This is a genomic window from Paracoccus sp. MKU1, from assembly GCF_001447385.1.
Lineage (GTDB): Bacteria > Pseudomonadota > Alphaproteobacteria > Rhodobacterales > Rhodobacteraceae > Paracoccus.
On sequence record NZ_LLWQ01000226.1, the window covers coordinates 1 to 8698 of the forward strand.

The 8698-nt window shown below is 66.9% G+C and carries 7 protein-coding genes; 6 read left to right on the top strand and 1 reads right to left on the bottom strand.

The window, feature by feature from the left end:
- The first annotated feature begins 431 nt into the window (after positions 1-431).
- Complete coding sequence (locus AQY21_RS26975; protein ID WP_058100666.1) at positions 432-2105, top strand: recombinase family protein; 1674 nt, start codon at positions 432-434, stop codon at positions 2103-2105.
- An 83-nt stretch (positions 2106-2188) separates the two neighbouring features.
- The gene (locus AQY21_RS26980) at positions 2189-2689 is read left to right on the top strand and encodes an IclR family transcriptional regulator (RefSeq protein WP_238986917.1); all 501 of its coding nucleotides are present in this window, start codon (positions 2189-2191) and stop codon (positions 2687-2689) included.
- 6 nt (positions 2690-2695) lie between these two features.
- Here AQY21_RS26980 and AQY21_RS26985 read toward each other — a convergent pair whose 3' ends face one another.
- Entirely contained in the window at positions 2696-3724 is a 1029-nt protein-coding gene (locus AQY21_RS26985; RefSeq protein WP_058100667.1) for a LacI family DNA-binding transcriptional regulator, read from the bottom strand.
- A gap of 205 nt (positions 3725-3929) precedes the next feature.
- On the opposite strand from AQY21_RS26985, the gene AQY21_RS26990 reads away from it, so the two are divergent.
- The 4 genes from AQY21_RS26990 to AQY21_RS28205 all read left to right on the top strand — a co-directional run.
- Positions 3930-5339 (top strand): aldehyde dehydrogenase family protein, encoded by a 1410-nt coding sequence (locus tag AQY21_RS26990; RefSeq protein WP_058100668.1) that lies wholly within the window; start codon positions 3930-3932, stop codon positions 5337-5339.
- The gene (locus tag AQY21_RS26995; RefSeq protein ID WP_058100669.1) at positions 5336-6862 is read left to right on the top strand and encodes an AMP-binding protein; all 1527 of its coding nucleotides are present in this window, start codon (positions 5336-5338) and stop codon (positions 6860-6862) included. The genes AQY21_RS26990 and AQY21_RS26995 overlap by 4 nt, the downstream gene beginning before the upstream one ends.
- Positions 6863-7019: 157 nt before the next feature.
- A complete protein-coding gene (locus AQY21_RS27000; protein WP_058100670.1) occupies positions 7020-8333 on the top strand; it encodes an MFS transporter in 1314 nt (437 codons plus the stop codon).
- Positions 8334-8536: 203 nt separating this feature from the next.
- Positions 8537-8698, top strand: a 162-nt coding sequence (locus tag AQY21_RS28205; RefSeq protein WP_203416696.1) for a thiamine pyrophosphate-binding protein, incomplete at its 3' end; no start/stop codon positions are given.

Sequence of the window (8698 nt, forward strand, 5' to 3'; positions counted from 1 at the left end):
GCATCGAGATCATGTTCGGCCGCCTGAAGGATTGGCCAATCGTCGGGAAAACAGTCCCCCGGACTGTTTTCTGATCCTCCTCATACGTCGCGACCCGATACGACCGGTGCCCGGAAACCTTCTTCTCTGCGATCATGCTAGCCGCAACCGTCTTGTTCTGGCTGTGAAACTCAATGAGCCTGGACCCTGGCTCTGCGCGGCACGGGAGAGAATTGCGTTTGGCACAGGCAGGGCAACAGGGCGCCACGCGCAAGGGCAGGACGGGGGCAGCAGCCCCGGCCCGGTCTGTGCCGGTGTCCTGCCCTGACCCTGCCGACCGTGCGGCCTATCTCGGTTTCATCCGCGCCCTTGCGCGCGTCGTGGCCCGCGCCGATCATGCCCGTGACCGGGAGGGCCGCCCGCACTGAGCTTCACCACGAGGAGACCACGCCATGACCCAAGCCCTGCGCGCCGCGATCTATGCCCGGTTCTCCTCCGACTTGCAGCGCGATGCTTCGATCGAGGACCAGATCCGCGCCTGCCGCGACTATGCCGCGCACCAGGGGCTGGAGGTCGTCGAGGTCTATTCCGACCGCGCCATCTCCGGCGCCAGTATGATGCGCTCGGGCCTGCAAAAGCTGCTGCGCGACGCCCAGGCCGGGCAATTCGACGTGGTGATCGCCGAGGCGCTCGACCGGCTCAGCCGCAGCCAGGCCGATATCGCCACCATCTACCAGCGCCTCACCTTCAACGGCCAGCTGATCGAGACCATCAGCGAGGGCCAGGTCTCGGAATTGCATATCGGCCTCACCGGCACGATGAACGCGCTGTTCCTGAAGGAGCTCGGCAAGAAGACCCATCGCGGCCTCAAGGGCCGGGCCCTGGAGGGCAAATCCGCCGGCGGCCTGACCTATGGCTACAAACCCGTGGTGAAGTTCGCCGCGAACGGCGAGCCGATCCGCGGCGACCGCGAGATCGACCCGGCCCAGGCCAAGGTCGTGCGACGCATCTTCACAGACTACGCCAGAGGCATCTCGCCGAAGAAGATCGCCGAGCAGCTGAATCTGGAGAAGATCCCCGGCCCGCAGGGCGGCGCCTGGGGCACCTCGAGCATCCACGGCAACCGCGAGCGCGGCACCGGGATTCTCAACAACGAGCTCTATGTCGGCCGCCAGGTCTGGAACCGGCTCAAATACGTCAAGGATCCGTCGACCGGCAAGCGCGTCTCGCGGCTGAACCCGGAGGCAGATCGGGTGATCACCGAGGTCCCGGAGCTGCGGATTCTCGAGGACGGCCTCTGGGAAGCGGCCCGCCATCGCCAGGGTGCGATGAAGTCGAAGAACACGGATATCCCGGTCTGGGACCGGCGCCGGCCGCGGTTCCTGTTCTCCGGGTTGATGAAGTGCGGCCGCTGCGGCTCGGGCTTCTCCAAGGTGTCGAAGGACAGCTTCGGTTGCTCGGCCGCGCGGCAGAAGGGTCCGGCGGTTTGCACCAACATGACCGTCATCCGGCGCGAGGATCTGGAGGGCGCGGTGCTCAACGCGCTGGAACACCACCTGATGGATCCGGGGGTGGTGCAGATCTTCTGCGAGGAATATGCCGCCGAGCGCAACCGGCTGCAGGCCGAGGCCGGCGCCGGCCGCGCGGCGCTCGAGAAGGAGCTGCGCCAGGTCACGGGCGATCACAAGAAGCTGGTCGATGCCATCGTCGCCGGGGTGCCGGCCGAGCAGGTCAAGGACCGGATGATCGCGCTGGACGCGCGCCGCAAGGACCTGGAGCGCCAGCTCTCGGCCTCCCCTGCCCCGGACCCGGTCCGGTTTCATCCGTCGATGGCGAAGACCTATCGGACCCGCGTCGGCCAGCTGATCCGCGGCCTCTCCGAGGCCGAGGGACATGAAGAGACCAAAGAAGCGCTGCGGGCCCTGGTGGAGAAGATCGTCCTGGTGCCGGTCGAGACCGAAGAGGGCGGCACGCGCCAGGCGATCGACCTGCATGGCGCCCTGGCGAGCCTGCTGCGCCTGGCCACCGGCCAATCGCTTGATCACGCCGGCGTATCGCATGCGCGATCCGGAAACGGCAAAAAATCCGCCGCAGCGGATTATCAATGCATTGATATTATTGCATAAACAGTGTTCGTTGCGGGCGCGCGATTCCAGGAATACTCGTCTTTGCATCAAGGTGGCTGGTAGCCGGCAGGATCCTTGGTCGCATGAGCATTACGGTTCGGGAATACTACCCTCCAAGATCGCAGCCGAAACATCCCGACGACCGGATCCCCGACGGCGACGCGATGCTCTATATCGACCGGGTCGAGACGCATTGGCCGCTGCGCATCCAGCTTCACGTCGACTCGCGCGTGCCGCTGCACGCCACGGCGGCGGGCAAGCTGGCCCTGTCGCAGATCAACGACGGCAAGCTGGAACGCTATCTCAAACGCGCCGAATTGCACGCCTATACCGCGCAGACGCTCACCGACCCCGAGCGCTTGCGCGAGGCGCTGCGCCAGATCCGAGAGCGGGACTATTCGTCCGATTCCGAGGAATTCGTGCCCAGCATGATCGCTCTGGCCGTTCTGGTGCTGGACCGTTCGGGGCAGTTGATCGCCACGGTGTCCTTCCACGCCCCGGTGCAGCGGCTGACCTTGGGCGAGGGGCTGAAATACCTGCCCGACCTGCGCGCGGCGGCCGAGGAGCTGGCGCAGCTGATGTGATGGGCGTCAGGGCCGGATCATTTCGGCGGCAATGCCGGTGCTGGCGCGCATGATCAGCTCCAGCTCGGCGCGGCTGCGGATCATGAAATCGGCATCCGGGCGCCCGATCGCCGTGACGATGGCCTGTCCGGCCGCGATGCCGACCTGCTGCGCCGGGATCCGCACCGTGGTCAGGGCCGGCTCCATCTGCGCCGAGCCGGCGAAGTCGCCGATGCCGATCACCGACAGGCTGGCGGGGATCGCGATTCCCAGCCGCGCCGCCGCATAGATCGCCCCCTGCGCGATCACGTCATTGGCGCAGAGCAGGGCGCTCGGCCGGTCCTCGGCGGCCAGCAGCTCCAGGCAGGCGGCCTTGGCCTGGGCGATGCTGTAGGGCACCTCGACCTGCCAGCGATCCTGCAATTCGATGCCGGCGGCGCGGAACACCGCCGTCGCCGCGGTCTTGCGGTCCCGCGCCCGGTCGTTGTCGAAGGTGGCGGGAAAGACCATGCCGATGCGACGATGCCCCAGCGCCACCAAATGCTCGGCTGCCATCCGCCCAGCCTCGCGGTTGTCGACGCCGATGCAGGGCAGCGCCGAATCCGGCAGGTAGTTCCAGAGCGCCAGCAGCGGCACGCGCTGCTCCGCGATCAGCCGGAAGGTGCCGGCGCTGTGATCCAGCCCGACCACCGCCAGCGCATCGACGCGATGCTCCAGCAATTTGCGGACCAGCCGGTATTCGCTGTCCAGGTCGTAGCCATGCGAAGCCAGCAGCAGGGTGAAACCTTGGGCGCTGACCGTGTCGTTGAAGGCCTGCACCACCTCGGCGAAGATGGTGTTGGCGACGGTCGGCACAACCAGACCGATGGTGGCGCTGCGCTTGCCATGCATGGCCTGGGCGGCGCGGTTGCGGATATAGCCGGATTTCTCGATCGCCAGCTCGACCTTCTTGCGGGTCGCCGGATGCACCAGGTCGGGGTGATTCATCACCCGCGACACCGTGGCCGGTGAAACGCCTGCAAGCTTGGCGACGAAAACAATATCTGGCTTAATCATAGGATTTTCTGGATATATTTTTATCAATCATGAGAGTTAATGAAAACATTTGCAAGACTGTTTTCATCGCCTAAGGTCGAAGACCACGGCAAGAGGAGGCCGTGCCAGACCAACATTGCAGACATGGCGAGACCCGGTTTTCCGGGCTGCCCACCCATTCACCCTCTCGGCGGGAGCCTGCCGGGAACCGGAGCAAGTGACAGGTATGAACATCTCGAACGATATTCTCTCGGTCGACGCGGCGATGGCGCGGGCGCGCGGCGCGCAGGCCGGATACGAGGCGGGGGGCAGCCAGCGCCGCTATGACCGGGCTGCCCTGGCCGCCGGCTGGGCCATCATGCAGCCGGAACGCAACCGGCAGCTGGCCGAGCTGGCGGTCCGCAGCACCGGGCTTGGCAATGTCGCCGACAAGATCGTCAAGAACCACCGCAAGACCCTGGGTCTTTTGCGCGACATCCGTGGCGTGGCCACGCATGGCATCCTGTCCGACGACCCCGAGACCGGCATTACCGAGATCGCCCGGCCCATCGGCGTGATCGGCGCGGTGGTGCCTTCGACCAACCCGGCCGCGACACCCGCGAACAACATCATCAACGCGCTGAAATGCGGCAATGCCATCCTGCTGTCGCCCTCGCCCAAGGGCGTGGCCTGCTGCGAGATGCTGCTGGGCTTCATCCATGCCGAATTCGACCGCATCGGCGAGGACCGCGACCTGGTGCAGATGCTGCCGGGTCAGGGCAGCAAGGCCAAGACCCAGCGCCTGCTCGAGACCGCGGACCTGGTGGTGGTGACCGGCAGCCAGGACAACGTGCGCCGCGCCTATGAAAGCGGCACCCCCGCCATCGGCGTCGGCGCCGGCAATGTCGCGGTGATCGTGGACGAGACCGCCGACCTGGCGGCGGCGGCCGGCAGGATCGCCGCCTCGAAGACCTTCGACAACGCCACCTCCTGCTCGTCGGAAAACGCGCTGATCGTGGTCGATGCGGTCTATGACGCCTTCCTGGCTGCGCTGGCGGCCGAGGGCGGCGCGGTCCTGCCGCCGTCCGAGGCGCCGGGGATCATCGCCCGGCTCTGGCAGGACGGGCACATGAACCGCGAGATCATCGCCCAGGATGCCGATGTGATGATCGACGGGCTGGGACTGGCCGGCAAGGTCCCGCCCGGCACCCGGCTGATCGCGGTCGAGACCGAGGGCATCGGTCCCGACCATCCGCTGTCGGGCGAAAAGCTCAGCCGCATCGCCGCGCTCTATCGCGCCCAGGATTTCGAGCACGCGGCCGAGTTGGCGCGGCGCATCCTGCTGCATCAGGGCGCGGGCCATTCGGTCGGGCTGCATTCGCGCGACACGGGCCGCCCGATCTGGCTGGGCCGCGAATTGCCGGTCTGCCGGGTCATCGTCAACCAGGCGCATTGCTTTGCCACCGGCGGCGCCTTCGACAACGGGCTGCCCTTTTCGCTGTCGATGGGCTGCGGCAGCTGGGGCGGCAACTCCATCGACGCCAACCTGAACTGGCGGCATTTCATGCAGCGCACCCGCGTCGTGCGCCCGATCCCGCCGCGCGAGCCGGCGCTGGACGAGATCTTCGGCGAATACTGGCAGGAGGTGGGGCAATGAGGCTGGACCCGCACCACCCGCCGCAAGGCACCGTCCGCGACTGGCTCGACATCCGCGCCGCCGAGCGGGGCGACGCCACCAGCCACATCTTCCCCGCCGACGGCGGGCGGCTTACCTGGCGCGAGCTGCGTGACGAGGCCGCCCGCATCGCCGGGCATCTGGCCGGGCTGGGGCTGTCGCGCGGCGACAGCGTGGCGCTGATGATGCCCAACGGCCGCAATGCGGTGCTGGGCCTGTTCGGCACGCTCTATGGCGGCTTTCGCGCCACGATGATCAACCTGGTCGCCGGGGCCGAGGCCGTCGGCTATGCGCTGTCGCATTCCGGCGCGAGCGCGCTGCTGCTCGATCCCGGCCAGCGGGCGCTGCTTGACAGCGCGTTGGCCGCCCATCCCGCCGCGCCGGTCGTGATCGAGGCCGGGGACGGCTTCCATTGGCCCGCCGGCTGTGCGCCGGCCGAGCCGCACCCGCATGGCGCCGGAGACGATGCGCTGCTGATGTATACCTCGGGCACCACCGGCCGGCCCAAGGGGGTGGTGCACAGCCATGCCAGTCTGCTGGCCGGCGGCTGGACCACCGCGCTGGCGCATGAGCTTTGCCCCGAGGACCGGGCGCTCTGCGTGCTGCCGATCTATCACATCAACGGGCTTTGCGTGACCATCCTGGCGCCGCTGCTCTCGGGCGGCTCGGTGGTGGTCTGCGAGCGTTTCTCGGCCAGTCAGTTCTGGACCAGCTGCGAACGGCACGGGGCCAGCTGGTTCTCGGTCGTGCCGACGATCATCTCGCATCTGCTGCATGGCGAGGGCGAGCCGTCGCCCGAGGCCCGGGCGCGGCTGCGCTTCGGCCGCTCGGCCTCGGCGGCGCTGGCGCCCGAGGTGCAGTCGGGCTTCGAGCGCCGCTTCGGCATTCCCATCGTCGAGACCATGGGCCTGACCGAGACGGCGGCGCAGATCCTGTCGAACCCGCTGCCGCCGGGCCAGCGCAAGATCGGCTCGCCCGGTCGGGCGGTGGGCAACCAGGTGGCGATCCTGTCGCCCGACCTGCGCCCGCTGCCGCCCGGCCACGAGGGCGAGATCGCCGTGCGTGGGCCCAATGTCATGCGCGGCTATCTGGGCGACCCGGTCGCGACCGCCGCCGCGCTGACCGCGGACGGCTGGTTGCGCACCGGCGATCTGGGCCGGATGGATGCGGAGGGCTATGTCTTCGTTACCGGCCGCCTGAAGGAGCTGATCATCAAGGGCGGCGAGAACATCGCCCCGCGCGAGATCGACGAGGCGCTCTATACCCATCCCGACGTGATCGAGGCCGCGGCCTTTGCCCGCAAATGCGCCCGCTACGGCGAGCGGGTCGAGGCGGCCGTCACCCTGCGCCCCGGCTCGGCGTTGCAGCCGCCCGAACTGATCTCGATCTGTGAGCAGCGGCTGGGGAAGTTCAAGTCACCCGAGGTGATCCACCTGATGGCCGAGCTGCCCAAGGGCCCCTCGGGCAAGATCCAGCGCCTGAAGCTGGCGCAGCTGACGCAATAGCGCCCCAGGGGCAGGAAGGAGTCCTCATTTTCCAGGAATCCGGCCCGGCGCCGAAAGCCCGAAGACCCGTCGGAGGAGGGCGGGACTTCAACAGGGGAGCGCGCAACGGGCCGCAAACGGACGTGCCAACACATCCAGCATAATCCAGGGAGGAGACATGCTAAGGCTTACCCGATTCAGGACGACGGACCGGGTCCTGTTCGTCATCTGCCTGATGTATCTGGTCACCTATATCGACCGGGTGAACATCAGCACCGCCGCCCCCGCCATGCAGGCCGAACTGGGCCTGACGAATTTCGAGCTGGGGCTGGCGTTTTCCGCTTTCGCCTATCCCTATGCGCTGTTCCAGATCCTCGGCGGCCGCTTGGGCGACCGGCTGGGGCCGCACAAGACGCTGATCATCTGCGGCACGGTCTGGTCGGCCGCGACGGTGATGATCGGCTTCGTCGAGGGCGCGGTCTCGCTGATCATCGCGCGCGTGCTCTTGGGCATGGGCGAAGGCTCGGCCTTTCCGACCGCCACCCGGGCGCTGTCGAACTGGATGCCGGCGGAAAAGCGCGGCTTCGCGCAGGGCATCACCCATGCCTTCGCCCGTTTCGGCAATGCGCTGACCCCGCCGCTCATCGCCTTTCTCATCATCGCGCTGTCCTGGCGCGAGGCGTTCATCATCGTCGGCCTGATCAGTTTCCTGTGGGTGGCGCTGTGGTGGTGGTATTTCCGCGACGATCCCCGCAGCCACAAGGGCATCACGCCCGAGGAACTGGAGGCCCTGCCCGACCAGAAGATCGTGGGCGAGCGCAAGACCCTGCCCTGGGGGCGGCTTCTGCGGCGCATGCTGCCGGTGACGATCACCGATTTCTGCTATGGCTGGACGCTGTGGCTGTTCCTGAACTGGATCCCGTCCTATTTCCTGCACCAGCACGAGCTGGACCTGAAGAAATCCGCCATCTTCGCGGCCGGCGTCTTCCTGGCCGGGGTGGTGGGTGATCTGGCGGGCGGCTGGCTCAGCGACGGCATTCTGCGCCGCACCGGCAACGTCACCTTGGCGCGGATCAGCGTCATCATCCTGGGCTTCCTCGGCGCCTTCGCCTGCATGCTGCCGGTGATGTTCTCGACCGATCTGGTGACGGTGGCGATCAGCCTCAGCGCGGCCTTCTTCTTCGCCGAGCTGATCGTGGCGCCGATCTGGGCCACGCCGATGGACATCGCGCCGCAATATTCCGGCACCGCCAGCGGCTTCATGAACTTCGGCTTCGGCCTGGCCGGGATGATCTCGCCCATCGTCTTCGGCTTGATCATCGACATGACCGGGCGCTGGGACCTGCCCTTTGCGGCCTCGCTGGTCCTGCTGCTGCTGGGTGCGGCCTGCGCGCTGCTGATCCGCCCCGACCGCCCGTTCCGCGATGATCCCGCCGATGACGACGAGGGTCTCGGATGCGATCCGCAGCTGGCCAGTGCGGTGTCGAAATGACGAAAGGGGGCCTGCCCCGGCGGGCAGGCCCCCTTTCCCGCCGCCAAGGCAAATAGCGCGCGAAAGGTCGCTTGGAACAGGTTCGATCAATACCGGAGCCGCTACGGGATCTCTTTCTTTCTGGTCGGCATGTCCCGGATTTGATTCGACAGCGAATTTTGCGCGCAGTGATAGGCTAATGGACTGAAAACAAGGAAAATAAAATGAGAATGACCACTGAGGAGTCTTTTGTTAAGGTTTTGCAGCTTCACGGGATCGAGCATGCGTTCGGGATCATCGGTTCTGCGATGATGCCGGTGAGCGATCTGTTTCCGAAGGCGGGGATCACGTTCTGGGACTGCGCGCATGAGACGAATGCCGGTCTG

Bases quoted from the DNA above. Each gene is read 5' to 3' on its own strand.
- AQY21_RS26980 (WP_238986917.1), top strand. From the start codon at position 2,189: ATGAGCATTACGGTTCGGGAATACTACCCTCCAAGATCGCAGCCGAAA.
- AQY21_RS26995 (WP_058100669.1), top strand. From the start codon at position 5,336: ATGAGGCTGGACCCGCACCACCCGCCGCAAGGCACCGTCCGCGACTGG.
- AQY21_RS26985 (WP_058100667.1), bottom strand. From the start codon at position 3,724: ATGATTAAGCCAGATATTGTTTTCGTCGCCAAGCTTGCAGGCGTTTCA.
- AQY21_RS26975 (WP_058100666.1), top strand. From the start codon at position 432: ATGACCCAAGCCCTGCGCGCCGCGATCTATGCCCGGTTCTCCTCCGAC.
- AQY21_RS26990 (WP_058100668.1), top strand. From the start codon at position 3,930: ATGAACATCTCGAACGATATTCTCTCGGTCGACGCGGCGATGGCGCGG.
- AQY21_RS27000 (WP_058100670.1), top strand. From the start codon at position 7,020: ATGCTAAGGCTTACCCGATTCAGGACGACGGACCGGGTCCTGTTCGTC.